The sequence below is a fragment of the Pedobacter suwonensis genome, assembly GCF_044762335.1.
Lineage (GTDB): Bacteria > Bacteroidota > Bacteroidia > Sphingobacteriales > Sphingobacteriaceae > Pedobacter.
Genome location: NZ_JBIWEB010000001.1, coordinates 584,386 through 610,508, shown reverse-complemented (window position 1 = coordinate 610,508; position 26,123 = coordinate 584,386). Strand labels below are relative to the sequence as shown.

Annotated in this window: 18 protein-coding genes; 12 read left to right on the top strand and 6 right to left on the bottom strand. The window is 42.1% G+C overall.

Annotation, left to right across the window (positions count from 1 at the left end; genetic code table 11):
- Nucleotides 1–5 precede the first annotated feature (5 nt).
- Both ACIQXP_RS02535 and ACIQXP_RS02530 read right to left on the bottom strand, forming a co-directional pair.
- Nucleotides 6–2,009 (bottom strand): alpha-L-arabinofuranosidase C-terminal domain-containing protein, encoded by a 2,004-nt coding sequence (locus tag ACIQXP_RS02535; RefSeq protein WP_387504144.1) that lies wholly within the window; start codon nucleotides 2,007–2,009, stop codon nucleotides 6–8.
- A 697-nt stretch (nucleotides 2,010–2,706) separates the two neighbouring features.
- On the bottom strand, nucleotides 2,707–3,165 hold the full coding sequence (locus ACIQXP_RS02530; RefSeq protein WP_293741645.1) for a type I restriction enzyme HsdR N-terminal domain-containing protein: 459 nt from the start codon (nucleotides 3,163–3,165) through the stop codon (nucleotides 2,707–2,709).
- Nucleotides 3,166–3,408: 243 nt separating this feature from the next.
- On the opposite strand from ACIQXP_RS02530, the gene holA reads away from it, so the two are divergent.
- The 9 genes from holA to ACIQXP_RS02485 all read left to right on the top strand — a co-directional run bounded on the left by holA (nucleotide 3,409) and on the right by ACIQXP_RS02485 (nucleotide 19,113).
- Complete coding sequence (gene holA, locus ACIQXP_RS02525; RefSeq protein ID WP_387504145.1) at nucleotides 3,409–4,428, top strand: DNA polymerase III subunit delta; 1,020 nt, start codon at nucleotides 3,409–3,411, stop codon at nucleotides 4,426–4,428.
- Between the two features lie 350 nt (nucleotides 4,429–4,778).
- A complete protein-coding gene (locus ACIQXP_RS02520; RefSeq protein WP_293741643.1) occupies nucleotides 4,779–5,513 on the top strand; it encodes a hypothetical protein in 735 nt (244 codons plus the stop codon).
- 7 nt (nucleotides 5,514–5,520) lie between these two features.
- The gene (locus ACIQXP_RS02515) at nucleotides 5,521–7,551 is read left to right on the top strand and encodes a plastocyanin/azurin family copper-binding protein (RefSeq protein WP_387504146.1); all 2,031 of its coding nucleotides are present in this window, start codon (nucleotides 5,521–5,523) and stop codon (nucleotides 7,549–7,551) included.
- Between the two features lie 196 nt (nucleotides 7,552–7,747).
- Nucleotides 7,748–8,284, top strand: a complete 537-nt coding sequence (locus ACIQXP_RS02510; protein WP_387504147.1) for an RNA polymerase sigma factor — start codon at nucleotides 7,748–7,750, stop codon at nucleotides 8,282–8,284.
- Nucleotides 8,285–8,336: 52 nt separating this feature from the next.
- Nucleotides 8,337–9,320 carry a FecR family protein gene (locus tag ACIQXP_RS02505; RefSeq protein WP_387504148.1) on the top strand — a complete coding sequence of 328 codons (984 nt, stop codon included), beginning with the start codon at nucleotides 8,337–8,339 and terminating at the stop codon, nucleotides 9,318–9,320.
- A 122-nt stretch (nucleotides 9,321–9,442) separates the two neighbouring features.
- Nucleotides 9,443–12,652 carry a TonB-dependent receptor gene (locus ACIQXP_RS02500; protein WP_387504149.1) on the top strand — a complete coding sequence of 1,070 codons (3,210 nt, stop codon included), beginning with the start codon at nucleotides 9,443–9,445 and terminating at the stop codon, nucleotides 12,650–12,652.
- Nucleotides 12,653–12,669: 17 nt separating this feature from the next.
- The gene (locus ACIQXP_RS02495) at nucleotides 12,670–15,168 is read left to right on the top strand and encodes a phosphocholine-specific phospholipase C (protein WP_387504150.1); all 2,499 of its coding nucleotides are present in this window, start codon (nucleotides 12,670–12,672) and stop codon (nucleotides 15,166–15,168) included.
- Nucleotides 15,169–15,179: 11 nt separating this feature from the next.
- On the top strand, nucleotides 15,180–18,458 hold the full coding sequence (locus tag ACIQXP_RS02490) for a TonB-dependent receptor (protein ID WP_387504151.1): 3,279 nt from the start codon (nucleotides 15,180–15,182) through the stop codon (nucleotides 18,456–18,458).
- A 193-nt stretch (nucleotides 18,459–18,651) separates the two neighbouring features.
- Entirely contained in the window at nucleotides 18,652–19,113 is a 462-nt protein-coding gene (locus ACIQXP_RS02485) for a hypothetical protein (RefSeq protein WP_387504152.1), read from the top strand.
- A gap of 586 nt (nucleotides 19,114–19,699) precedes the next feature.
- Here ACIQXP_RS02485 and ACIQXP_RS02480 read toward each other — a convergent pair.
- The 3 genes from ACIQXP_RS02480 to ACIQXP_RS02470 all read right to left on the bottom strand — a co-directional run bounded on the left by ACIQXP_RS02480 (nucleotide 19,700) and on the right by ACIQXP_RS02470 (nucleotide 21,796).
- Nucleotides 19,700–20,440, bottom strand: coding sequence for a DUF3108 domain-containing protein (locus tag ACIQXP_RS02480; protein ID WP_387504153.1), 741 nt, complete (start codon nucleotides 20,438–20,440; stop codon nucleotides 19,700–19,702).
- 131 nt (nucleotides 20,441–20,571) lie between these two features.
- Nucleotides 20,572–20,967 (bottom strand): hypothetical protein, encoded by a 396-nt coding sequence (locus tag ACIQXP_RS02475; protein ID WP_387504154.1) that lies wholly within the window; start codon nucleotides 20,965–20,967, stop codon nucleotides 20,572–20,574.
- 208 nt (nucleotides 20,968–21,175) lie between these two features.
- Nucleotides 21,176–21,796 carry a class I SAM-dependent methyltransferase gene (locus tag ACIQXP_RS02470; protein WP_387504155.1) on the bottom strand — a complete coding sequence of 207 codons (621 nt, stop codon included), beginning with the start codon at nucleotides 21,794–21,796 and terminating at the stop codon, nucleotides 21,176–21,178.
- Nucleotides 21,797–21,954: 158 nt separating this feature from the next.
- On the opposite strand from ACIQXP_RS02470, the gene ACIQXP_RS02465 reads away from it, so the two are divergent.
- A complete protein-coding gene (locus ACIQXP_RS02465; RefSeq protein WP_387504156.1) occupies nucleotides 21,955–22,947 on the top strand; it encodes a helix-turn-helix domain-containing protein in 993 nt (330 codons plus the stop codon).
- Nucleotides 22,948–23,567: 620 nt separating this feature from the next.
- Here the strand turns inward: ACIQXP_RS02465 and ACIQXP_RS02460 are convergent.
- Nucleotides 23,568–24,104: a hypothetical protein gene (locus ACIQXP_RS02460; protein WP_387504157.1), complete on the bottom strand. Its 537-nt coding sequence runs from the start codon at nucleotides 24,102–24,104 to the stop codon at nucleotides 23,568–23,570.
- Nucleotides 24,105–24,873: 769 nt separating this feature from the next.
- Here ACIQXP_RS02460 and ACIQXP_RS02455 point away from each other — a divergent pair.
- Nucleotides 24,874–25,341 carry a helix-turn-helix domain-containing protein gene (locus ACIQXP_RS02455; protein ID WP_387504158.1) on the top strand — a complete coding sequence of 156 codons (468 nt, stop codon included), beginning with the start codon at nucleotides 24,874–24,876 and terminating at the stop codon, nucleotides 25,339–25,341.
- Nucleotides 25,319–25,882 carry a PIN domain-containing protein gene (locus ACIQXP_RS02450; RefSeq protein ID WP_387504159.1) on the top strand — a complete coding sequence of 188 codons (564 nt, stop codon included), beginning with the start codon at nucleotides 25,319–25,321 and terminating at the stop codon, nucleotides 25,880–25,882. The genes ACIQXP_RS02455 and ACIQXP_RS02450 overlap by 23 nt, the downstream gene beginning before the upstream one ends.
- Nucleotides 25,883–26,123 lie beyond the last annotated feature (241 nt).

Sequence of the window (26,123 nt, the reverse complement as noted above, 5' to 3'; positions counted from 1 at the left end):
TAAATCTATGTGGTAAATGGAATTTTGATGACGTTAAAAGAATAAGGTTTTAACGAAATATTTAATTTCTTGCCTTTTAGGTTAATCGTGCTTTTTTTCGGACTTACCGCTTCAGAATTTTCGAATGAGTTAACCTGTTTAAGATTGCTGTTTGCTATTTCCTCATTGGTACCCTTGCTTTTTAATTTCAATTTTCCTTCAAGGTCGAAATCGATCTGCTGCGGTTGATTAGCGTTATTGGCAATTTTAATGATGAGTTCTTTTTTTACCTGATCGGTTACGGCAGAAGCGTAGAGTCCATCCTGTCCAATAATGTTTTTATTATCAAGTGTAATCGAAACCACATCCGTTCCCTTGTTGGTAGAAAACTGTTTCTGAACATAATAATCTGGTGTGCCATACGATTTTAAATTATCTACCCAGATCATATCCGGTGCCCATTGCCAGGCGTCGATATTCGCAAAAAGTGGTGCGTATGAAGCCATCTGAACCACATCGGCATTGCGTTCCAGGCCGGTCATTAACGAAGCCGAAGCCAATGCACTTTCCCAATTATTTCTATTGCTGCCTTCAATTTTACTATCGGCGTGCACCGCATATTCACCCACAAAAACTTTCGAGCCGTTGCGCGGGTAATTGTCATACCGGCCTGCATTTTTTAAGAACCAATCAGCCGGACGGTAATAATGTTCATCTATAAAATCAGCATGATTATTTCTCAATGTGGTATTAAGCAGGTTAAAACGGTCGCCTTCCGGATCCGTTCCGGAACTGTTAATGATTTTAAAATCAGGGTATTTTGCTTTAATGGCTTTGGTAAAAATGGCAAGCCTTTCTAAATACTGCGGACCCCAGTTCTCATTTCCTACACCCATCATTTTTAGGTTAAACGGTTTTGGATGACCTAAATCAGCACGCATCTTACCCCATTTGGTAGTTACATCGCCGTTGGCGAATTCAATCAGGTCTAAAGCGTCCTGTACATACGGATCAAGTTCATCAAGCGAAGCGACTTCAGCAGAGTTAAACTGGCAGGCCATACCGCAGTTTAATATCGGCAGGGCATCTGAACCGATATCTTCAGCCAGTTGGAAATATTCAAAAAAGCCTAAGCCAAAACTTTGAAAATAATCTGGTGCGGCACGGTGAGGAAATTCGGTATTCCAGCGGTTGATAATCAGTTGTCTGTTTTCGATCGGGCCAATGGTTTTTTTCCACTGGTAACGGTTGGCCAGGTCGGTGCCTTCTACAATACAGCCGCCCGGAAAACGGATAAAACCAGGTTTCATATCGGCCAATAACTGCACCATATCTGCCCTTAATCCCTGCGGACGGTTTTTCCAGGTATCGCCGGGGAAAAGACTGATCATATCCACGTCAATATTTCCATTTCCCTGAAACAGAATGGAGAATTTAGCTTTAGGATCGGTTTCAGTAGCGATAAAACTTGCTGATTGTTTTTTCCAGTCGTTTCCTGTTTGATCAGGAGTCAAAGTGCCTTGTCCAATGATTTTATTGTTCGAATCTTTTAACATCAGTACCAGTTTAACCCCTGGAGTTAACTGGCGGTACATCAATGAAAAATCGTAGCGCAATCCTTTTTTAACGCCGATACCTTTAAATCCCTCGTTTATCAGTTCAAAATCGTCAGTTTGTTTTTTTACCTGTAAATATCTGGGATTGGCGGTATTTACCTCTTTGCGGTTTACCACCAATATTTCTCCTTCCTTTGGATTTTTACGCTGGATGCTCCAGCCCATCAGCGGTTTTGTAAATTCGAACGAGCGGTTTTTAATCAGTTCGGCATAAATACCACCATCGGCACCGAAGTTAATGTCCTCGAAAAAAACACCCCACATATTCGGCTGCACTTTAGCAATACTGTGGTCGGTTTTAACTTTAATTACTTTAGCAGTTTGTGCCTGTACTGGCGTAGTGTATCCAATTCCGATGATAGCGTATGCTACACATGTCGAAACGATAGTTTTAATAGGGTAATTTAAATTCATACGGTTTAATATCTGGAAGATTCTCAAAGTAAATTAAAATATTTAAGATAATAAACGTTATAAGAACATTTATTTTTTTCTTGCTGTATTTGGTTTGTTAAAGCTAGAGCTCTTGCATTAAAGAATTTAAGTTACGCAATAGAAATTAGTAGAAGCATTTAAATTTTTATCGGATATGGCAACTCAATGTTAAATTTTAATAATTAGATGAGCGTGCAGCGCGAAGTATTGGGGCTTTGTTTTTTGTTTGGTGTTTGGAAATGAGTACACAGTAGTTCTTGGCGGTCTGCAGCCCCGCTTTCCATTACAAGTCCTCGCTACGCTCCGGGCTTTCCATTGCAATCGGGTTTAGGAACGAAGGTTTTTGCATACTCCAGCTTAAAAAATGAATACTATTTTTGCCATATAGCCCCGGTTGCAGCGATACCCTGCATCAACGAGGTACGAGGCAGCGAAGCGTATAGCGGAAAACGGGAAGAAAGTTAGTGTTTTGCATTAACCCTGCGCTCCCTATAATAAAAATACTTTTACCATAATCAATTGTATTCGCGAAGCACGAAAAGTAATATTTAAAGTGATCTGTGAAAACATGGAGCCGTGATCAGGAAGAATATTATTTGCAGATTTAGCTACAGCATTACGATTCCCAGTCAGGCTGGAATGACGGATTTTATTCTCCAGTTTTTAACAATTTGAACTACAGCTTCAAATAATCCGGCATTTCTTCTACAAAATTAAAGCTTCCCTTTTCCAAATCCATTTTGGCGTAAACATGCTGCAGACCATTGGTTAACACAATCCATTTGGCCTGGTGAATCGAATTGTATCGTGAGGCCTGATCAAAAACCGATGGTGTAATTTTTACTTTTGGTGCCTTACATTCAATCAACATCAGCTTTTCGCCGGCAGTATTGTAGACTAAAATATCACTTCGTTTTTGCAGTTGATTTAATACTAAACCACCTTCAATCTGAATTAGCGTACGCGGAAATTTCTTTTCCAGGATCAAACTTTGAATAAAATGCTGACGCACCCATTCCTCGGGTGTGAGCACCAGGTGTTTCTTCCTCAACTCATCAAAAATAAAAACCACATCATCTTTTTTGGTAATTTTAAATGGATAGGGTGGTAGGTTAAGCGGAGTAGGAGTGAACATTTCAGTTGGCAGTTTTCGGTTTGCAGTTTGCAGTTGGCAGTTCGCAATTGTCAGTTTGCAATTAACAATACAACAATTTATCAATTTGAAGCCTCAAAGTTAATTAATTCTGAATGATGCTAAAGCAGTCTCCTGCTTAATGTCTCAAATCTCGTGTCTCCAATCTCACATCTATCCTCTCACATCTCTTAATTTATAAACATTTGCCAAAATCCTTAAACCTAAATTGTAATTTTACAGGCAATGACTGCTGCCGAAATTATTAAAGATCTTAAAGTCCGAAAGTTCAAACCTGTGTATTTATTGCATGGTGAAGAATCTTACTATATCGATCAAATAACGGATTATATTGAAGATAAGCTGCTGAACGATGCCGAAAAAGGCTTCAACCAAACCGTTTTATACGGTAAGGATACCGATATGGCTACGGTTTTGGGGGCTGCAAAGCGTTATCCCATGATGTCTGATTATCAGGTGGTGATTGTTAAAGAAGCGCAGGATTTAAAATCGGGTAAGGAAGACAGTTCTAAAGAGGGTGAATTTGTACTCAGTTATTTTGAAAAACCACTACCGAGTACCATTTTGGTGCTGGCTTATAAATATGCCAATTTTGATAAGCGTAAAAAAATATATAAAGCCATCAATAAAAGCGGACTGATTTTTCAGTCAGATCCGGTTCGCGATTATAAGCTGGTACCCTGGATCGAGGAATTTGTTAAAGAAAAAGGTTACAAAATCGATCAGCAGGCATCGGCTTTAATGGCCGAATATCTGGGTACCGATCTCTCTAAAATTGCTAATGAGATTGAAAAGCTGATGCTTAATGTTTCGAAAGAAGTAACCATTAATACCGACCTGGTTCAGAAAAACATAGGCATTAGTAAAGAGTATAATGTTTTCGAATTGCAAAAGGCGCTGGCGATCCGCGATGTGTTAAAATGTAATAAAATTATCAATTACTTTGCCAGCAACCCAAAAGCGAATCCAACCGTTATGGTTTTGGCCAATTTAGGCGGCTATTTTACCAAACTCCTCAAATATCATTATATCCCGAATAAAGCAGATGCTGCTTCAGCCTTGGGTGTGCCCCCATTTTTTATCAAAGATTATGAGGTAGCGGCAAGAAATTACAATAAGGGTAAAGTTTTTCAGGTGATCGGCTTACTTCGCGAATACGATTTAAAAAGCAAAGGACTGGATAGCACCGGTAATGTTGATGATGGAGAACTCCTGAAAGAACTTGTATTTAAGATTATTCACTAATTCAACTTGCAAAGTAATCTCTCAATCATCTTTGAAACTTCGCAAAGGATCCTTCTGCGTTAAACCCCGGTAATTAACTTCGCTTTTTCTGTTAAATGCGAAATGTTGGGTTTTCCCTCACATAAAGTAAACAAAACCGGATCGGCCAGTCAAATTTATGCGCCCTTAGTAAAAGGTTTTACTGATTTATGCCTTAATTATTCCAGCATCTTTCTTATTAAAATTTAACTTTAATTAGTTGTAAATTAACTTATTGTATGGTTAGCGGGCGATTGTTTTTGTAAACTGGCCTGCTAATGATATATTTGTTATGCAACCGATTGTTTTGTTGCGTCTAAACCAAATGAAATATGATCTATAAACGAATGATGTGCTGCCTGGCGCTTTTAGTCAGCTGTGCAGCCTATTCTATGGCGCAAAATGCCAATCCTTACCTCATCAATGCAACAGCTAAACCTTATTTATTGCGGAGCTTCCTGATGTTTGAAGGAAAAAAACGTACCCATGTAATTTCTGTAGGCACGCCCGAAAAGGTGAACTATGCTTACGACTTAAAACAAGGCGCTTTATTGGAAGTATGGCGCGGAGATTTTATAGATGCCAGGGAAATGTGGGAAGATCGGGGAGAGCCTCAATTGGCCAAACCTTTAGGTGCCATTTTACCACTTTCTGCAGCTCCGGCCCTTGCTCCGCTGGCAGATAAGGATGCGGCATGGCCGGATTCTATTGCGTTTGACGATCTTCTAACCCAGGGCTATGTTTTAGATAAAAACAAAATGCCTACTTTTTTATATTCAGCTCATAATGCCGATGTAAGTGATAAAATAGCCGTTTTAGATGGCGGTGCCGGACTCAGCCGTACCATTAGCCTCAAAAACAGCAAACAGCCGCTGTATTGCAGAATTGCAGTTGGGCCAAACATCGAAGCGCATAAAAATAACAGTTATGTTGTTGGCGAGAAGGCCTACACGATAAAAGTAGCTGATGGCGCAAAAGCTTTCATCAGGAAGACCCAAAATGGTAAAGAACTGCTGGTGCTGCTGGCCAATGCTACCGATTCATTAACCTATTCCATCACCTGGTAATCAAGACATGAAAAAATCAACATACTTATTGTCTCTTTTGTTGCTGGGCACTGGTCTGGTAACGGTAAAAGCACAAACACAACCACAAACAGAAAAACAGATTTATCCCATCGTAACCGTTCCCATCCCCAAAGAAATTTCACTTGAAGTGGGTGGAATGACTTTTTTGCCTAATGATGAGCTGGCAGTGGCCACCCGGAAAGGTGAAGTCTGGATCATTACCAATCCGTACATGAAAAACGGACAACAGCCCAAATACCGCTTGTTTGCGCATGGCATGCACGAAGTTTTAGGCTTAAATTATATCAAGGGAGACATTTACCTCACCCAGCGCGCGGAGATTACACGCCTGCGCGATCTGGATGGCGATGGCGAAGCTGATGAATACCGAACCATGTATTCGTGGCCATTATCTGGTAATTACCACGAATATGCATACGGGCCAATGTTGGATAAAGACGGCAACATGGTGGTAACGCTCAATTTGGGCTGGATTGGTTATGGTGCCAGCTTATCTAAATGGCATGGCTGGATGCTCAAGTTTACACCGGATTTTAAGTTGAAACCTTTTGCAACCGGTTTCCGCTCGCCTGCGGCAATGGCACTGAATAACGACGGCGAGATATTTTATGCCGAAAACCAGGGCGACTGGGTTGGCTCGGGCAGTATTACCCACGTAGCGGAAGGCGATTTTGTAGGCAATCCGGCCGGCTTGATCTGGGCAGATCAGCCTGGCTCACCGGTTAAGCTGCGCAAACAGGATATTCCCGATACCGGTGAACCCGAATTCGAAGTAGCCAAAAGGGTACCGGGATTAAAAACGCCATCTGTGTGGATTCCGCATTCCATTATGGGGAATTCTACTTCAGGTATACTCAATTATACCGATAATGGTAACATGGGGCCTTTTAAAGGGCAATTGTTTGTTGGCGACCAGTCGCAGAGCAATATCAACAGGGTGTTTTTAGAAAAAGTTAAAGGTGTATACCAGGGTGTGGTATTCCCATTCCGCAGGGGCTTTTCTTCAGGTATCCTCCGGATGAACTGGGGCTCGGATGGCAGCATGCTGGTGGGTATGACTTCAAGGGGATGGTCTTCTACAGGCAAGGCCGAATACGGGCTGCAGCGCTTAACCTGGTCGGGTATTACACCATTTGAGGTACAAACCGTAAAAGCCCAGCCTGATGGTTTCGAGCTGGAGTTTACCATGCCGGTTGATGAAAAAACAGCGCGCGATGCGGGTACCTATAAGCTATCTACTTTCACCTATAAATATCACCATATTTACGGCAGTCCGGTAATCAATCAGTCGGCACGCAGCATTAAAGCGATAGTGCTTTCTCCCGATCATAAAAAAGTACGGTTAGTGTTGGATAGTTTAAAAGAAGGTTACATTCATGAAATTAAAATGGAAGGCCTGCGAAGTGAAAATGGGAAAATTCCTTTATTGCATGACTATGGATATTATACCATGAATAAGATCCCTGATGGCGAAAAACTGGCACTAACTGCCGAAAATAAACCGACAGGTAATGCGCAGGCACACCACATGGAAGGTATGGACCATCATCAGATGGGCAATATGCCTGCAGCAAGTGGCGCAGTTAAAGGCAATACCGATGTTACCAAACACGTAACACAACAGCCCGAAACCTGGGCCAAAGGACCTGAAAAAACGATTGTATTGGGAACCAAACCAGGTTTGAAATTCGACCAGACCAACATTACCTTAAAAGCAGGCACCAAAGTAAAGCTAACCTTTAAAAATGTTGATGATATGTTGCACAATTTTGTGCTCACTGCGCCAGGTTCTGGTAATGCAGTAGGAGAAATGGCCTTGAAAATGGGGCTTGACGGCGAAAAATACGATTTTGTTCCCGCTACCCCTAAGGTATTGGCTTATACCTCATTGCTACAGCCAGGCAAATCGGATACGATTTATTTCACCGTGCCTGACAAACCTGGCACCTATCCTTTTATCTGTACCTATCCGGGCCATTATATGGTGATGAAAGGCCAGATTAAAGTGATTAAATAAGATACTGCTTAACAGCAGCAATGTCAAAAAGCAGATTGAATGGATATAAAACATTTAATCTGCTTTTTTTATACCCTGATTTCCAATATTACCGGAAATTAATGCTGGGGAAAAAACGTCGTGTTTTGTAACAAACCGTTTATAGGTTAATACTTAATATTGGCTTAATAAGTCGTTAGCTAATTTTGTCCTAACAATGATAAATAATCGTCAGGAACTAATAAAGGCTTTTACCCAGGGTGATGATCAGGCATTCCGCATACTTTTTGATATTTATTGGGATACCTTGTATCAATTTGTAACCCAACAGACCGGCGATGAGGAGCAAAGTAAGGATATCGTTCAAAACGCATTTGTTTCCCTTTGGCAGAACAGGCATAACCTGGTTGTGGGAGATAGCCTGTTGCCATACTTGTTTAAAATTACCAGAAATGAAATTATTTCCCTGTTCCGCAAGAACAAAGTCAGGCTTAATGGAATTGAAATTCTGGTTGCCAGGTTGAAAACTGCCGATGATCCTGAAAATGTACTTATTGCAAAAGAACTTCAAGTCAATATTGATCTCGAAATGATCAAAATGCCACTGAGCATGAAGAAATGTTTTCAGCTGAGCCGGTACGAAAATAAATCGATAAAAGATATCTCTGCAGAACTTTCACTGTCAGAACAAACTGTAAAAAATAACATTTCTGAGGCCATGCGCAGACTTCGTAGTGGCTTAAAATTAACCTAAAGGTAACATTTGCTTAAAGTACTTTTTCTCCTTTCATGCGCTTTATACACGAATGAGATCCAAAGGAGAAAAATATTTAGCTGAACAGTTCAGGAAATACCAAAACGGACAGATTGATGAACAACGCAAACAAATTATTGAAGATTGGTTTGATGAACAATATACAGCAAAAAATACTTCTTCGCCCACCATTAATAAGGCTGCATTAGCGGAAGAGCTTTTTTCCAACATTCAGCAGACGGTAACGACGAGCCGCTCAGTAACCGCTAACGTTTGGCTCAAAATCGCGTCAGTTTTTCTTTTATTTGGAATTGCCGGGCTGCTATGGCGTGCATCTAAGAAGGAGGATAAGGTATTTCAGGAAGCCGCTTATATCCAGTACAGCACCGCAAATTTAGAGATGAAAAAGGTGATGCTCACCGATGGATCAGTAATCTGGCTAAATGCAGCCACTGCTATCCGCGTACCTGTTACTTTCAGTCATGGATCTAAAAGAGAAATTATCCTCGATCATGGCGAGGCTTTTTTTGAAGTAAAAAGAGATACCACCAGACCCTTTCAGATACACAGTGGTAAATACCTTACCACAGTTTTGGGAACTTCCTTCAATATCCGAAATTATCCCGGAGAACACCAGTATAGCTTAGCCGTGCGGACAGGAAAAGTGAAAGTAGAGCGTAAGGTAAAGAACGGCTATGCGTTGTTAAGTGCTGGCCTAACCCGGAACAAGCTGCTGAAAGCCAGTGAAAACAGCCAGTCACCAATCATCAGGACTATCGATACGCGTTTTTATCATGCATGGATGGCAGGAGGTCCTGCTTATCTGGAAGATGCAGATCTCATTCAGATTGGAGCCGCACTGGAAAGGCAATACAATCTTAAAGTAAAGGTAGAAACAAACGGGAAAGCCCTTGCCCGTTATTCACTTTTGATCAACCGTGAAAATATTAAACAGGTTCTTCAAATGCTTGCCGTTAAAACCGGCATCAACTATCAGTTAACAGGTCGTAAACTAATTATTAAAACAGGTAAATGAAATAACAGACAAATTAAAAAAGGCCGGCTGTCTACTGCTATAGATAACCGACCTCAGGCCGTGCTGTAGCAGCACAGTCTATTTCTTAATCAATTCCGAACAAACCAATTAAAAAATTAAATATGCAATATTATTACCAGTATATTAAAAAAAAGGTCAAAAAGATCTCATTTTATACTTTTTCAATTTCGCTGACAATCCTGCTATGTGCATGGGTCAGTTTAACAGCTTCCGCACAATCAACAGATGCCTCATTCTCCGGGAAAGTTGTTGATATAAAAGGAGTTGCTATTCCCGGTGCTTCTGTAGTGGCGCGAAATGAGTCTACAGGCTTCAGGGCTGTAACCTCCACCAATAAGGATGGCCTGTTTAGCCTCATTCAGTTGCCACTGGGCAGGCCTTACACCATCACGGTAAGCTTTATCGGCTACCCAAAACAAATCCGCTCAGATTTCGCCCTAAACCAGGGAGATAATATCGTGGTCAACTTCCGCATGGAAGAAACGTCCAGTCAGTTGAATGAAGTAGTGGTAAGCGCCGGTTCACTCACCAAACGTATTGATAGGCTGGGATCCAGTACCGCAATAACCGGGCAGAGTATACAGCAGCTGCCAACACAAAACCGTAATTTTAACAACCTTTCTGCACTGGCACCTACTACCAACGGCACCAATATCAGCGGGCAAAGAGCCTCTTCTACCAATTATGTAATCGATGGTGCCAGTGCCCGCAATAACCTTACTTCGGGCGCCATAGGCAGTGGTCCATATTCACTTTCACTGGAAGCCATCCGTGAATTTGAGGTAGCAACCAATGTTTACGATGTGACCCGTGGCAGGGAAGGCGGAGGTACGGTTAGTGTGGTAACCAAATCGGGTACCAATACGCTCAGCGGATCGGTATTTGATTACTACCGTTCTGATTTTTTAGCCAGCCCGTACGATATACGCGGAATTAAACGTACACAGAAGTTTACTACCAACCAATATGGTTTTAGTTTGGGCGGAGCGCTTATTAAAGATAAGTTGCACTTTTTTACCGCGCTTGACCGCCAGGATGAAACCATGCCTTTTTACATTGCTGATATTAAAAGCAAAGACGATGAGATATCCCTCGGGATCAGCCGGGGTGCGCTGGACAGTGTAATCAACATTGGCCGAAGCAAGTACGGATTGGGGAGCGAGCCGCAGGTGGGCGAGTTTAAGCGTAAAACTTTGGCCAATACCTTTTTTGCAAGGCTCGACTGGCAGATTAATGATAAGCACCGTTTAACCATCAGGAACAACTATAGCGACTGGTTAAACCCGGTAAGCAACAGTGATAATTCCAATATTAATTTATATGAAGTATGGGGCGATTTTAAATCAAGGGAAAATACTACCCTGGTGGCACTACGTTCGCAGTTCACCCCGTCTTTCCTGAATGAGTTTAAATTGCAGTACCAGTCTGCCACACGTAATTATGTGCCGAATAGTGAGCTGCCGGCTGCAAATATACCAAGGGCCATTGTAACGGTTCGTTCTACGCTTCCAAATGGCACATTGGGCAGTAAAACCGTGCAGTTGGGCGGACAGCGTTTTTTCCCGGAGAACAACAAGGAAAACCAGATCCAGCTGATCAATACCGCTTACCTGAACATTGATCAGTACAAATTTACCTTTGGTACCGACAATACCCTGACCTATATGGATACTTATATATCCAGCGAGCAGAATGGAAGGTTTATTTTCAATAGTTTAGCCGATTTCAACAATCTGAACGCTTCAAGATATGCCAGGGAAGCGCCTATTAATGGTATTCCTTCAGTTCAGCAGTATATTTTAAATGCATCACTTTTTGGAGAGGTAGAGTTCGATCTGGCGAAGCATATCAATGCAATGTTCGGTTTGCGCTATGATGTAACGAGCTTTCTTACCCAGGCAGATTACAACCCGGTTGTGGAACGGACATTGGGATTAAGGACTGACAGTAAGATTACAGATGCCGGAAAAATCCAGCCACGTGTGCAGCTGACCTGGGATATAAACGGCGAGCAGAAAGACATTATCCGGTTAGGCGGCGGTCTTTTTTCTTCTTATCCGGTTAATTATGCACAGGTGAACAATATTCAGAACAGCGGAACAAAAGTGGCCTCAATCGATGTTTCAAGGCCGGCAACAGGCACCAGCCTGGTTCCTGTTCCTGATTTTCCGGCTTACAGAAGAGATCCTGCTTCAGCCCCCGGCATCATTGCAGGAGTACCTTATGTGTCTACCATAAACCTGAACGACCCTAACCTAAAGATGCCTTCAATATTTAAGGCTAATTTAAGCTATAATAAAATTATTGGCAACAGGCTCCGTCTGGGCGTTAACCTGTTGTACTCTTACACCACAAATAACTATGTTTACCTGGACCGCAACCTGGTTGATCGTCCTTATTTCACACTGGCTAATGAGGAAAACAGGGGTGTTTTTGTTCCTGCAGCATCGATAACAGCAGCTGGAATTACCAATAATGTACTGGGAAGAAAGACCAATGAAGTTGGCCGCGTGCTGATGCTCACCAATGGTGCCAGGCTGAAACAGAAGGCCATGATCCTGGATGCAAGTTTCCGTTACCTGAAAGATGGTTACTTAAATGTGAGTTACACCTTAAATGATGCAAGAGATAACTCTTCATATAATGGTAACGTAGCGAATACTTCAACATTCCGTCCGGTTAAATCTGATCCAAGGGATCTGAGTTCAATTTATTATTCAGATAACCAGTATCGCAATAAACTCGTTGTTTATGGCAGTACGCCAACCTGGAAAGGATTTTCGCTTGGCGCAACTTTCAGGGGGATTGGCGGGACCCGTTATTCGATGACTGTTGATGCAGATCTGAACGGCGACTTTGTAGGTGGCCCAGGTAATGATAACGACCTGGCTTTTGTATTCGATCCCAACAATCCGGCAACCAGTGCAACGGTAAAAGCTTCTATGGAAAAAGTATTAAACAATCCCGATAACCGGGCAAAAGACTATATCCTTAAAAGCCTGGGCAAGATTGCAGACAGGAACGGAGGGATCAACCCTTTTTCCGGTACTTTTGATATCCGCCTGCAAAAAGATTTCAAAACCTTTAAAAACCAGAAACTTACCTTAAGCTTTGATGCTTTTAATTTTGCCAACCTGCTGAACAAGAAATGGGGCGTAAACTACAATCTGGGAGATCAGACCTTATTGCTGGTTACCCGTTTTGATCAGGCCAAACAACAATATGAATACCGCGTAAATGAAAACGTTGGCGTTACCCAGGCCGCCGGAACCCCTTACCAGTTACAGCTTGGTGCAAGGTATTCTTTTTAAACAGATTTAACAAATACATGGATACTCGTAGAGATTTTATAAAAAAGGCAGCCCTCCTCTCAGGAGGTGCTGTCTTAAGCAATATGCTTCCGCCTTCAATCCAAAGGGCATTAGCAATTGACCCCACCTTAGGCAGCACTTTTTATGATGCCGAACATGTTGTTTTCCTGATGCAGGAAAACCGCTCATTTGACCATACATTTGGTATGCTTCAGGGGGTACGGGGCTTTAACGACCCAAGGGCGATTACTTTGCCTAATAAAAACAAGGTGTGGCTGCAGTCTAACAAAGAAGGCGAAACCTATGCGCCCTGGCATTTGAATATTAAAGAAACTAAAATTGCCTGGATGGGCTCAACGCCGCACAACTGGACCGACCAGACTGATGCCAGAAACGGTGGAAAATATGATAAATGGCTTGATGTTAAAAAAGCGTATAAGCCAACTTATGCCCACATGCCACTTACGATCGGCTATTGTAAACGCGAAGATTTTCCGTTTTATTATGCCCTTGCAGATGCATTTACCGTTTGCGATCAAAATTTCTGTTCGGTTATTGCCGGTACACACCCAAACCGGTATTACTGGATGACAGGCACCGTACGGGAAGAAAACAAGCCACAGGGTATTGCACATCTCTGGAATATCAGTAATTATGATAAACCTACCTTAAACTGGAAAACCTACCCGGAGCGGTTGGAGGAGAACGGCGTGTCATGGAAGATTTACCAGAACGAGCTGACCATGGGCTTTGGACTAAATGGAGAGGAAAGCGGCTGGTTGAGTAATTTCGGAACAAACGTGATGGAGTACTTTGAACAGTACAACGTTCGCCTGCACCCGGGAGCCATTGCCAACCTCAAAGAGAAAAAGGCGCTGCTGTTAAAACAAATAGAAGCCTATCAGGCAAAAAACCTGACCAAAGAAGAACAGGATAAGCTTATCGCCATTAAGAAATTACTGGAAAAAAACGAAGCCGAGATGAACAGCTATACCATGGAACAGCATCATGCCTTATCGGATAAGGCCAGGAACCTGAATGCAAAAGCCTTTCAGATCAACGGTAACGATCCTGATTTTCATTCTTTAACGGCAATGAAATATGATGACCATGGTGAGCAGCGGGAACTGAATATCCCTAAAGGCGATATCCTGCATCAGTTCCGTACGGATGTTGATAACGGAAAACTTCCTACAGTGTCATGGCTGATGACACCAGCAAATTTTTCTGACCATCCGGGGGTTCCCTGGTTTGGATCGTGGTTTGTAAGTGAGGTAATGGATATCCTGACCAAGAACCCCGAGCAATGGAAAAAGACCATTTTTATCATGACCTATGATGAAAATGACGGCTATTTTGATCACATTCCACCATTTGTACCCCCGCGTCCGTTTAAGGAAAATTCAGGTAAGGTTTCAAACGGGATTGATACGTTGATGGATTATGTTTCGAAAGATCAGCAGACCAACCCATCAATGAAAGAAAGCAATATCAGGGAAAGCCAGATAGGGCTGGGTTATCGGGTGCCGATGGTTATTGTATCTCCTTGGACAAGAGGTGGTTATGTAAATTCAGAAGTGTTTGACCACACCTCATCGCTTCAGTTTTTAGAAAAATTTCTGGAGAAGAAATTGGGAAAAAAAATTATGGAAGAGAACATTACCCAGTGGAGGAGGACAGTTTGCGGAGATCTAACATCTGTATTCAGGCCCTACAATGGTGAGCAGATCAATCAGCCGAAACCTATGGAGAAAAAGCCTTTTATGCAGGCTATTTATTCTGCAAAATTCAAAGACCTTCCAGATAATTACCGGAAGTTGAGTCAGCAGGAAATCAATGCGATCAATAGCAACCATAGCTCATCGCCTTATTTTCCCCAGCAGGAAAAGGGGATCAGGTCTTCGTGCGCACTTCCCTATGAGTTGTATGTAAACGGAGAAGCGGCTAAGGGTCAGTTTAAGCTGAGCTTCAAGGCCGGATCTGAGGTATTTGGCAAAATGGCAAAAGGTTCGGCTTTCACCGTATATGCCGTCAATCCGTTTAAGGGAGAAACAATGCATGTTTGGGACTATACCGTAAAGGCAGGGCATACGCTTGAAGATGCATATTTATTTGATGATTTTGAAGGTGGCCGCTATCATCTAAAAGTGCATGGACCAAATGGTTTTTTTAGGGAATTTGCGGGCGATGAACAAAATCCGGCACTAAAAATAGCATGCACCTATGAACGGAAAGAAAATAAACTTACCGGGAATGTGCTGCTGAAACTGAATAATATGGATCAAAAAGATATCCGGGTTTTAGTTCAGGATCTGGGCTATAAAAAACCTGAAAAATCTGTTCTGGTAAAAGCAGGAAGTGAAAATACCATTTTGCTCGATCTGGAAAAGAGTTTCAACTGGTATGATTTCAGTGTAACTGTTAGGGGAAAAGATCTGTACCTAGAGCGTTTTGCCGGTCGGGTAGAAACAGGCATAGCAGGTAAAACCGATCCATTGATGGGTGGGGTTATTTAGTTTTAGGTTCCATGCGGTTGTTGTTGGTTTTTCTGGTATTAGCTGGGTTTGGCTGTGCAGCACAGACCACCAGGACATCGCTGTCAGGACTGATCAGGACCGCGGGTGGTGTAGCCGTAAATAACGCATCGGTTACGTTGATTCATTTACCCTCCAATACCGTTTATGGCTGCGCCAGTAACCTGTCCGGGGGCTACCTGATTTCTGATGTAAAGCCAGGTGGCCCCTATCGGTTTGAGGTTAGCTCTTTGGGCTTCAAATCCTACCGGCTGGATAGACTGTTCTTTAAACTTGAGGATGAAATATCATTGAATGTGATGTTGGGAGAAGATATCAGAATGCTGGATGATGTTCAGGTAAGCGCAGGTAGCGGCGACATGCTTTTTGACCCCAACAATCGCAGTACTTTATTTAATATCAACCAGGCCAGGATAAGGCTCTTGCCCAGTGTAAAAAGAAGTATTACCGACTTTACCCGGCTGAGTCCCTATGCATTCGGGGCTGCAATTGCGGGTGGCAATTACCGGCAAAACTTCATCACTATTGATGGTTCGGAGTTTAACAACAATTTTGGGGTAGGAGATAACCTTCCGGGCAATGGGGCCCAGCCTATTGCACTTGATGCGATAGCCGAAATTTCGCTCAATCTCGCACCCTATAGCTCCATCTGGGAATCTGGTTTTATTGGAAGCGCCATTAACATCATCACCCGATCGGGCAACAATAAAATGCAGGGGGCTGTATATTCCTACTTTAAAAACCAGGATAGCTATGGCAGGAAGGTTGGCGGAAACACGCTCGAAAAAAGACCCCTTCAATACCTGCTGAACGGATTCAGGCTGGGTGGGCCAATTTTAAAAAACCGGCTTTTTTATTTCATCAGTTTTGAAAAGGAAAGAGAAGTTTACCAGCCCCAAACCTTTAGGGCAGCTACAGGTGAATCCCCCTATGGTACATCCGTTAATACGGCAAGGCCAGGCGCTGCAGCACTCGACAGCATAAGCAGCTATCTGTATGCAAACTACGGCTATGAAACGGGTAGTTATCAGGGCTATGATTTTACGAATAGTAGCCAAAAATTCCTCATCCGTGCAGATTGGAATATTGCCGGGAACAGTAGGTTAACTGTTCGGTATAATCAGCTCAATAGTTTAAAGCCTGAACTGCTGAATGGCTCAAGAAGTCCCTTAACGCCCTTTGCAGCAGGCACAGGACGAAGAAACCTTAATGCGCTGCCGTTTTCAAACTCGAACTTTACAACCAGATCCGGTTTTTATTCCCTTTCCCTGGAGTGGGACAGTAAGCTCTCCACACATTTAGATAACACGCTGCGGGCTTCTTATACCGGCCAGCAGGAGTTGCGGCTATCAGATAGTAAACCATTCCCGTTTGTAGATATTTTAAAAGATGGTATCCCATTTACCTCATTTGGCTATGAACCGTTTTCTTACCACAATAAAAGAAGCGTAGCTTTAGTGTCCATAAGTAATGTGTTGCACTGGAAGCCGCGGCAGAATAGTTGGGATGCAGGATTTCAGGCTGATTATATCCGTACCGGAAATCGCTATATGCCCTTTGGAACGGGATATTACACCTTTTCCTCCTGGTCTGACTTCGCAGAAGGCAAAAAACCTGTTGATTACGCGGTAACCTATCCAACCGGGCAGGATAAAAACCCTCCTTTATATGGTTTTGATTATTTTAACCTTTCTGCATTTGCACAGCATAATATGGTTTTGGGTAAACATACAGTGCTTAATTTAGGTCTGAGAGGTGATTTGTCTCTCTACCCCAAACAACTACCCCAAAACCAGGAACTTTCTGAATTGGTTTTTAGCTCAGGTACCCAGGTCAACACCAGACAATTGCCGCAACCGCAAATACTGCTATCACCAAGGGCAAGTTTAAAATACGATGTATTTAACAACCATCTTCTTCAGTTAAAATTAGGCACAGGGATATTTACGGGGCGTATTCCTTTTGTATGGGTAATTAGCCAGGCCCGTTATTCGGGTGTTGGGCAGGTAAGTCAGACCTGGCAGGGGCAGCTTAACACCCCACATCCTTTTGAGGCAGACTTTCAGCATTCGTTTGCTACGGGGCAAAGCGAACCGCTTCCATCAGTAAGCAGTGTGCTTTCCGGCGATTTCAAGATGCCTCAGACATGGAAAACCAGTATAGGGGCCAGGGCAACCCTTCCTGGCGGCATCAGCTTACAGGTAGATGCAGTTTATAACAGGGATATCCGCAGCATTGCGTTTAGTGATATTAATCTGGTAGAACCCTCCAGGCTAAATATTACGGATTATCCTGACCACAGGTGGGTCTATCCGCAAAAAAATCAGGCAAAGTATATCAATACCTTAAACAGCAACGGAAAAGCAGATCCTAAAGGCACTTCGGCATTAAACATGGTAAGCATTTCCAATTTATCCGGCGGGTCTTATTTTTCTGCCTTATTTGCTGTGAGTAAAAGTTTTAGGCGCGGGCCTGATTTTTCATTCTCCTATATCCGGTCTGTTGCCAGAAATTATAACGACGGTGATGGCGACCAGACCTTATCTGCCTTAAATGCTACACCCACTGTAAACGGAATTAATCATCCGGCTTTAAGTTATGCCGGTTATATTGTGCCCGACCGGATTGTTTCAACGGTTACCTGGCCACTGGTATTCAATAAACATTTAACAGTTAATTTCGGATTGGTATATCAGGGAAGTTCGGAGGGGCGCTTTTCCTATACCTATGCACGCGATCTTGTTGGGGATGGAACCAACCGTTCGTTGATTTATGTTCCCGAAAATCCGTCAGAAATTTCATTTGAACCTTTAAAAGTGCTGCTGAACGGAAACCAGGTGGTGTACAGTAGTGAGGCGCAGCGTAAGGCTTTTTTTGATTATATCGCGCAAGACGCTTATCTGAATAAACGTAAAGGAAATTACGCGGAGCGTAATGGTGCACTGTTTCCGTGGCGGCATTTGTTTGATCTCCATTTCTCGGCAGAATTTACCATCGACCCAAAGAAAAATAAAAACCGGATTGAAACCAGTATTGATGTCCTTAACATTGGAAACCTGATTTATAAAAACTGGGGTCTTAAAAAATTGATTAACGCCTCTGCCATCCTTATACCTGTAAACCTGGATATGATCTCGGCCAACGGAACCACACCACCAAAATTTAATCTTGCAAATGTTGGCGGCAGGTTGGTTTCTGAAACATTTCGTCCCGACTACAGCCTAAATTCAACCTATTTGTTTCAAATTGGATTGAGGTATACATTTGATTAATCATGATGGCGCAAGCCTTATCGGTCACTGCCTTAAGCGTTGGCCTGACAGCGGATTTAGCCGTATTTAAAAGATTATGAATTAAAGCAGCTGTTGTCAGCCGCTAGGCAATACTAATACTAAAGGTAATAACCGTGGCCAGTTTATAATATTTGCGTTAGTGCTGGTAGCAGGATATTGTTTAACTTCAGCCATGAACGAAAATACGATCAAGCCACAACTGCTTTGGGATTTATATCAAATTTCAACGCGTAATGCGCATGAACTGCTAATTGCTCGTGGCTTCCGTTTTCTTAAACGATTAGAAAACTTAATGCTTTATCAGTCGCCTGGTGAGGCTTTTACTTTGACTGAAGAAAGTGGCGTGGTCACTACCGTGCAATACAAGATCAGCGACGAAAAAGCATATTATACCTGTCTTAAATACGCAGAGGAGGCCTTACACTTCCAAACCATATTTGAAAACCACGAGCCACCGGCATATATCATGCGTCTTGATGATGAAAAATGCTCAGTGGTAGGTATGATGATTGGTGGAGAGGGCGATTACCAATCGTTAGCAATTACCCTGCTTGCTAAACTTCCGCCCCACAATGCTGAAAGGAAGGTTGAGGTCATTTTGCAGCCACCCCCCGGATCCCCCATGCTAATGTAGGCTTAGCGACCATGTACCTAAGCATCAGTATGACTAGCGCTTTAGCAGACCAATTATCAACAGCACAATTCATCCGGCCCGCAAGTCTAAACACCAGGATCCGAGCTATTAAATGTGTGATATCTGGTTTCCCCGGTTTATTTTAGTATATTGGTTTAATCAAAAAAGGATGATCACTCAAATCCATCCGTCTGTTTAAAAATCCCCCAAAAAAAACTTCAAAAGTCCACATTCATGCCACATTTACCCCACGTTTAGGCCACGTTCCGGCCAGGCCTGCTTCGTATATACCTGCACACTGCTTCGCCCTTGCCTGGGTTAAGTTAAGGCCTCGTGGTAGATCAGGTAAGTTAAAGATTTGCGCTGATGCAGTTTGGCAGGTCAACAACAGCTAAACAGGGCATAAATAAAAGGTTATCTTCTGGTATTGTTGGTCTATGGTTTTGTTGGAGAAGCCTTGGCAAATTACAATAAGAAAACACCCGGGTTATGAATTCGGTTGGAGCGGTATCAACAGATAAGTAAATATTATACTTTTGATCAGTACATCCCTTTCAAACTAATTTATACCGGATAAGGAGCCAGATTAAGGTTCTATTAATTTCATTTCCATGATGCGGCTGCCCATCGTAATTCGCTGCAGATAGAGTTGCCTGGTAATTTGGTCGATATGATAAATACTTTTCCCACCTGCACTGCTAATTTCATCCGAAGCTTCTACGATCCATACCTTTCTGTCGCCAGAATTTTTGGTGCGGTATTTTCCTTCGTTAACGTTTAATATATGCGCTTTAATTACGCCGGTTTTTCCGTTTGGATTGTAATCAAAAATATTCAAATCTGCTTTGAAACCTGTTTTTAACGGCAACCAGTTGACCAGCATGGGGTAGAAATTACTATCGAAATAACCAGGTTCAACCTGTTGGGCTATTGCTGTTTTCTTACCACTGGTTTTGTCGTGATAGAAACCCTTAATTTCTGTTCCGAACTCAATGGCCATCTCTCTTTGTGCATTGTAAGAGGCGTGGTAAACCGGTGAGAAATCGGTCTTCTTGACAATGGTTGAATCAATCCACGGGGAAGGAGACGATTTCATTTTTACGGTTGTAATTACCTGTATTTTATCACCTGTAACCCCTACCTTCGTATCTACCAAACCAACGGTAAATCTGCTGGTGTCTTTAAGCATGGTCCATTCCATCTGGTAGTGTTGGTTGTGAATAAACTTTTTATTCACTAAGTTTTTGTTTGGGGATATAACTTGCTGGCTCCAGCCGATGAAGGGCATTGCAGCATACAATAAAAGGATCAGGTAACTTTTTTTCATCACATCTTTTTTGGTATATCTGTTAGATGGAGTATAGAATGGTTTGTTACAAACTGATTCAGGTTGGTGAGACACCAACCGATAGTAAAAGAACGGACGCGCACCTGCAGAATCTAGCTATAAGGTTTAGCCTAAAGAAAATTCTGATCTACGGATTGCCCTATTTTGAGTTCTTTATACTTCTTATATCCATCCACCGTTAGTAATTGATATTTTATCTTATTATAGGCAAGAAGATTGTATCCCAAGCTGGTTCTTTTAATATCGAATGTGCCTTCAGGGAATATCAGTTGGTTTTGTTCCACTCTAAATTTACCTTTAATGTAGTCTGCATTGTTGCTAAAAGAGTCATGAAACGCAAATATCTCGACATCATTAATTCGGAATTGACATAGTACTACGGAGTATCTTTTGCCGTTCATTACCGGTTTTATCAAATATAATTGTTGGTTTACAAGCGACAAAGGCCTGGTGCAAGAAGTAAAAGACAAAGCGATCAGTGCCAAGATTTTGAGAACGTTCTTCATAAGGTTAAATATAATATTTTATAGTGCCGGAACAAATACTCCTGTTCTAGCGCAAGTCTTAGTGCCCCTCCCAGAGGCATTGGCCTAACTTGTGTCTAAGCAAGTAGTGAGGGACCAAATTTATTTCAATAAGATCCTGAAACAAGTTCAGGATGAAGATTCTTCGATGACATTGGATTCCAATAGTAGGTGAATTTAACCAGAGCCACTATTTTTTCTGACCAGATACCATGATAAAAGGTTTAGTGATTTCCTCTCCGTTTTGCTCGATTATCGTTTCGGTTAATTTCTTTACTTCGATGTTGGTAAATCCCGATTGTTTGAACAGGCTTTTTACCTCATTAATCTCGTAAAATGTAAAATCGAGCTGTGTCCAGGGCAGGTGAGCACCAAAGTTTTTTTCAACAAAGGCAAGATTCATTTTTCCACCTGATTTTAATACGCGATAGCTTTCCGTTAAGTATTTTAGCGGATCGGGCCAAAAATAAATGGTGTTGGCTGTAAAACAATAATCAAATGAATTATCCTCGAAATCAAGCTGATGATCGGTTGTTTTAATTAATTCTATGTCATTACCATCAGCTTCATCAATAGAAAAGGCCGAATCAGTTGCGGCTTCGGTATGGTAGGTGCCTGAATAACTAATGTTTTCTGCCTTTTCAAACAGGTAAGACAGGTGTACGGTGTTCATCATCCCAATTTCCAATACTTTTTCTTCCGGTTTTAAAGGTAAAACTTGTAAAAGTTTAAAAATTAGGGTGTTTTTAGGTGGGAGAACGTCAGTTTTTTTACTTAGCGTTAACGTAGTCGGGTCCTCTTGCTTCTCCATGGTATAGTCATTAATCTCTTGCGTTGTATTCGCAATTCAGGCAAAATTGAAAAATAGCTGCGGTACACTTTTACACCAAAAGGATTTTCTTTTGCAAAAAACCGAATTGTGGATAATCCCATTGCATTAGTTCGGCTTTTTTTGTGATCATTGCCTTTATGGGAATTAATGTTGGTAAGAATTACGGGGCCTGGAAAAAGGTTGGGGGCAGCTTTGATGATCTCCGTGTTCGCAATGGATTGGTTACACAAAAAAAGGACAAATACAGTTTTTCTTTTAGCGATGCCGAGTTGGTACAGATCAATATTCCTGGTATCTACATTGTGTATGGCGATATCCTGTTTAAACAACAGCAGATGTATTTTAGCCCAACCAACGATGTACCCGATATGATCAAACTGCGTTTTACGCTCTCAGGCAGTGGCACCATTTTTAACCGCGTAAATAAGCAGCAATACATCTTTAATTCCAACCAGCAGAATATTATTTATATGCCTGAGCTTGATGGTACAGGCCAATATGATACCGGCCATAGCTACCGCTTTTTTGAAGTTCATTTCGCTAAAGAAAAGTTTTTGCAATTGGCCGAGCATTCTACAAAAGCATTACAGGTGCTGGCAGATCATGCCGATACCGGGCGTTACATGCAGCTGGGGGAGCAAAATCTTCCTATTTCCTGGGCCATGCAGCACTGCATCCGCGATATTCTCGATTGTGATTATCCGGAAGGCCTGAAACAGATGTTTATTGAATCGAAATGTATTGAGCTGTTGGTACTCCAGGCCGAAGCTTTTGAACGGGCCATTAACCAAAAGGAACCTGCGGCATTGTATTCTGATTATGATCGCGAATGCATTTATCATGCAAGAGACTACCTCATCGAGAATATCCACCAGCCACCATCGGTTGCCGAACTGGCTAAAGTATGTGGCATTAACGAATTTAAACTTAAACAGGGTTTTAAAGGACTGTTTGACAACAGCATATTCGGTTACCTGAGCGATTACCGGCTTAACCATGCCAAAGAGTTATTACTGCAAGGCCTCTCCATAAAATCGGTGGCCTTTATGCTCGGTTATTCCTCTGTACAGCACTTTAGCAATGCTTTCAGAAAGAAATTTGCGGTAACACCGGGTAAGTTGAAGGGGTAAGATGGGAATTGCTTAATACGCTACAGTATGAATTCTTCTTCCGCTCTATGCCGCGGGGCATCAAACTTCTGAGGCATCAAAAGTATGCAAAAATGCTTTGTCAATCCAGCAATGAGCCTTTTGCACAATCCCATGCGCATCAAAAAAACAGCGGCACTTCGTTTTGTGTTCAATATTTTTTTAAAAATTTAAATCATCTTTATGAACACAAAACCACTGCGTTTCAGGTTTGTTAGTGCCAATTTACCTGAACTGCACCTGTTTTTTTGATTTCCCCGGCTCTTGGGATTGACGGGCGTGCTTCGGTAAGGGCTGTGCTATTTCAAAGCAAGCTGGCATAATGCCTAAACTTTTCTTAAAAGAGAATTGTCCATAAGCTAGGATTTAATATAAGGGTTGGGATTGACGGGCGTGCTTCGGTAAGGGCTGTGTTGTTTCAAAGCAAGCTGGCCTAGCCTAACGCTCTAAACAATTTTTATCTATCGGTTGGTGTCTCACCTACCGAATTAAGTGATATAACTGGTAGTAACCACCCCGCCCGTTGGGCACCCCTCCTAAATCAGGAGGGGAGTTTTCCCTCATAGCTGTATAGGGTAAATGGCCAATTAAAATTTGAGCGGTTACAGTGTAGCTGCTAAACCGGCAGTTTCGTTATATTCATAACTCTCAGAAGAATTACGCCAGGCATCGCAGTCTGACAGCCAATCATAAATCATTTTATAGGCAGCGGTAATTTCGGCAGAAAATTTTAAGGTTGCGCCTTCAAAATCATCTTCCTGAAAGATATAGGCATTTAATCCAACATATAATAGTTCTGAAAGGTGCTCCACATCAAATTGGCCAACAGCTTGTAGGTTATCACTCAGGTTTATGGCATAACGCTGAAAGGTTTCTTCATTGGCCAAAAGTTTTGTTTTGGTAAGCAGGCTGATGAGATTGTTTACATCATAAAGGGCATTGGCAATGGTAATGGGTTTGTGTTTACCGGAGCGCGGATCGGGCCCGATAGCTGCGCTAAGCATTTCAGTAAGGAATTGATTCACATCCGATAAACTGATCATATCGAAATAGGCTTCAATCAGTTTCCGGAAGGTACTTACAGCTGCTACCTCATTTGGGAGCTGTGTGTTTGGGTTTTTACAATTGTCGTTTAGCATAACATTGATAAAAAGATCCTGAGACGCTGCTAAACGACAATTAACTCTTTACAGAGAAAATATAGATACGGGACCACCGCTCGTCTCAGGAATATTGTTTAAAAATTGATTTACTTATTGGCTTCTCTTTTAAGATTTGTAAAATATGTTAATTATCATTTAGCATAGGCAAGATAGCTACAATAAATCAATCTACAAAATCTTTTTTGCTTAAATAGGGCATAAACGAGGGCTGTTCCATCATGCGGTCGATAGTTCAGAGGTTGCGGTCGATAGTTCAGATGTTGCGGTCGTTAGTTCAAAGGTTGCGGTCGATAGTTCAGAGGTTGCGGTCGATAGTTCAGAGGTTGCGGTCGACAGTTCAGACGTTGCAGTCGATAGTTCAAAGGTTGCGGTCGATAGTTCAGACGTTGCGGTCGACAGTTCAGACGTTGCGGTCGATAGTTCAGTCGTTGCGGTCGGTAGTTCAGACGTTGCGATCGGCAGTTCAGAGGTTACTGTCGATAGTTCAGAGGTTACGGTCGATAGTTCAGATTTTGTAGCCGATCGTCAGTTAGTCATTGTGCCACCATGAGCTTGTTCTATACTATTGTTAAATTTCATTTCTCCTGTTTTGTATTCTTAACTTTTTACATTTTTTTGGTTCGTACAGTTGTGATGTATTTCTTTTCTCAAACCGTTGGTTAATCTCGTTTGTTATCGTTTTGTTTATTTTATTTATTTCGTTTATTTCGTTTGTTTTTTGTTTAACTTCGTAGAAAATTGCAGCATGATGTCAACTGATCAAATACGCCGTCCTTCCAAAACAGAGCAGAAGATGGCCATAGAATCTTTACCAGCTTTATCATCCATACTCTCCAATATCCATTCTGAACAGACTGAGATTGAGATTGAAGAGACGGGCGAACGCATTAAGATACCTGCACGGGCTTTGGTATTTCTGGGTGATATTTTAAAGGCTATGGGTGAAGGTAAGCCTGTTTCTATAGTTCCGGTGGCAACGGAGGTAACTACGCAGAAGGCAGCCGAGATATTAGGGTGTTCAAGGCCATATTTAGTGAAATTACTGGAAGAGGGGGCTATTGAGTTTATCAGGGTGGGTAAGCACCGCAGGATAAAATTCGAGGATGTTGTGGCTTACAGAGAAAAGATGAAGGTGCAACAGAAAAACAATATTATCGACATTATGGGCGCTGACGAGGAACTCGGCTTGTATGATTCACAGTGTAAGGTTTAAGGCCGTACTGGATACCAATGTCATCTATCCGGTTGTGATCAGAGACCTGCTTTTCTGGTTTGCCCATTATGATCTTTATACGCCAAAGTGGGGTACTAATATTTTCTGTGAGTGGAAAGAAGTGATGCTCAGGCACGGCGTGGAAGAAAGGGAAGCTGAAAAGCGGGTACAAAAGGCAAACCATGCTTTCCCTGATGCTTTGGTGGGTAATTATGAAAGCCTTATTCCACAGATTCAATTACCGGATGAGGATGACCGTCATGTGCTTGCGGCTGCAATTAAAACGAACGCAAATGTGATCGTTACCAATAACCTGAAGGATTTTCCAGAGGAATATCTGGATACCTTCGGTCTAAAGGCCAAAAGTGCCGATGATTTTCTTACCGATATTATCGACCTGAATCAGGAGCAGGCGATTAAGGCTTTTCGCGAGATGGTGCTGAACCGGAAGAATCCCGCAATGGATGAATATCAAGTACTGGAAAGCCTGCGTAGAAATGGGCTTATTGGTACTGCAAATTATTTGCACGCGCTATTGTAAAATCCGCGTACCTTACTTATTAATTAAAGTACAAGTCATCTAGCCCGTTTGCAAGGACACTAAGAATTGCCTTGGTAATGTGCTTTGCATTCGATAGTTTAGACACAGTAAGTATTGGAATTAGTTATTATAAGATTGCAAGTGTTAAGATCAAATAGGAAAAGGAGAAATGGATATAAATTTCTATTTGTAATGGATAGTGCATCGACGTCGTAATTCCTTAAATGTCTTCAGATTACAA

Bases quoted from the DNA above. Each gene is read 5' to 3' on its own strand.
- ACIQXP_RS02535 (WP_387504144.1), bottom strand. From the start codon at position 2,009: ATGAATTTAAATTACCCTATTAAAACTATCGTTTCGACATGTGTAGCA.
- ACIQXP_RS02450 (WP_387504159.1), top strand. From the start codon at position 25,319: ATGATTCACAGTGTAAGGTTTAAGGCCGTACTGGATACCAATGTCATC.
- ACIQXP_RS02505 (WP_387504148.1), top strand. From the start codon at position 8,337: ATGAGATCCAAAGGAGAAAAATATTTAGCTGAACAGTTCAGGAAATAC.
- holA (WP_387504145.1), top strand. From the start codon at position 3,409: ATGACTGCTGCCGAAATTATTAAAGATCTTAAAGTCCGAAAGTTCAAA.
- ACIQXP_RS02530 (WP_293741645.1), bottom strand. From the start codon at position 3,165: ATGTTCACTCCTACTCCGCTTAACCTACCACCCTATCCATTTAAAATT.
- ACIQXP_RS02460 (WP_387504157.1), bottom strand. From the start codon at position 24,104: ATGCTAAACGACAATTGTAAAAACCCAAACACACAGCTCCCAAATGAG.
- ACIQXP_RS02490 (WP_387504151.1), top strand. From the start codon at position 15,180: ATGCGGTTGTTGTTGGTTTTTCTGGTATTAGCTGGGTTTGGCTGTGCA.
- ACIQXP_RS02500 (WP_387504149.1), top strand. From the start codon at position 9,443: ATGCAATATTATTACCAGTATATTAAAAAAAAGGTCAAAAAGATCTCA.
- ACIQXP_RS02455 (WP_387504158.1), top strand. From the start codon at position 24,874: ATGATGTCAACTGATCAAATACGCCGTCCTTCCAAAACAGAGCAGAAG.
- ACIQXP_RS02495 (WP_387504150.1), top strand. From the start codon at position 12,670: ATGGATACTCGTAGAGATTTTATAAAAAAGGCAGCCCTCCTCTCAGGA.
- ACIQXP_RS02470 (WP_387504155.1), bottom strand. From the start codon at position 21,796: ATGGAGAAGCAAGAGGACCCGACTACGTTAACGCTAAGTAAAAAAACT.
- ACIQXP_RS02480 (WP_387504153.1), bottom strand. From the start codon at position 20,440: ATGAAAAAAAGTTACCTGATCCTTTTATTGTATGCTGCAATGCCCTTC.
- ACIQXP_RS02520 (WP_293741643.1), top strand. From the start codon at position 4,779: ATGATCTATAAACGAATGATGTGCTGCCTGGCGCTTTTAGTCAGCTGT.
- ACIQXP_RS02465 (WP_387504156.1), top strand. From the start codon at position 21,955: ATGGGAATTAATGTTGGTAAGAATTACGGGGCCTGGAAAAAGGTTGGG.
- ACIQXP_RS02515 (WP_387504146.1), top strand. From the start codon at position 5,521: ATGAAAAAATCAACATACTTATTGTCTCTTTTGTTGCTGGGCACTGGT.
- ACIQXP_RS02510 (WP_387504147.1), top strand. From the start codon at position 7,748: ATGATAAATAATCGTCAGGAACTAATAAAGGCTTTTACCCAGGGTGAT.
- ACIQXP_RS02475 (WP_387504154.1), bottom strand. From the start codon at position 20,967: ATGAAGAACGTTCTCAAAATCTTGGCACTGATCGCTTTGTCTTTTACT.
- ACIQXP_RS02485 (WP_387504152.1), top strand. From the start codon at position 18,652: ATGAACGAAAATACGATCAAGCCACAACTGCTTTGGGATTTATATCAA.